The 251-nt window shown below is 43.0% G+C and carries 1 pseudogene; it reads right to left on the bottom strand.

Features of this window, described 5'->3' with window-relative positions:
- Positions 1 to 251 (bottom strand): annotated as a pseudogene (locus AC6UDE_RS07085) (cell division protein FtsK); the annotation flags it as partial.

Raw genomic sequence — 251 nt, 5'->3', positions numbered from 1 at the left:
CATTTTCAACATCACCATCAGAAATAAAGGACCCTTGAACACGTGCAGGAATGTTTTGATCGATCGGAAGGTAGAGCATATCACCTCGACCAAGCAATTTTTCCGCACCATTGGTATCCAAAATTGTTCGTGAATCAACTCCACTCGAAACCGCAAAGGCAATTCTTGATGGTACGTTAGCCTTGATTAATCCAGTAATGACATCTACAGAGGGCCGTTGTGTAGCTAAAATCATATGGACACCAGCAGCA

Source organism: Fructilactobacillus sp. X2R5C3 (genome assembly GCF_059901325.1).
Note: the sequence above shows the minus strand (reverse complement) of the source record. Positions and strands in the feature narration are given on the sequence as shown.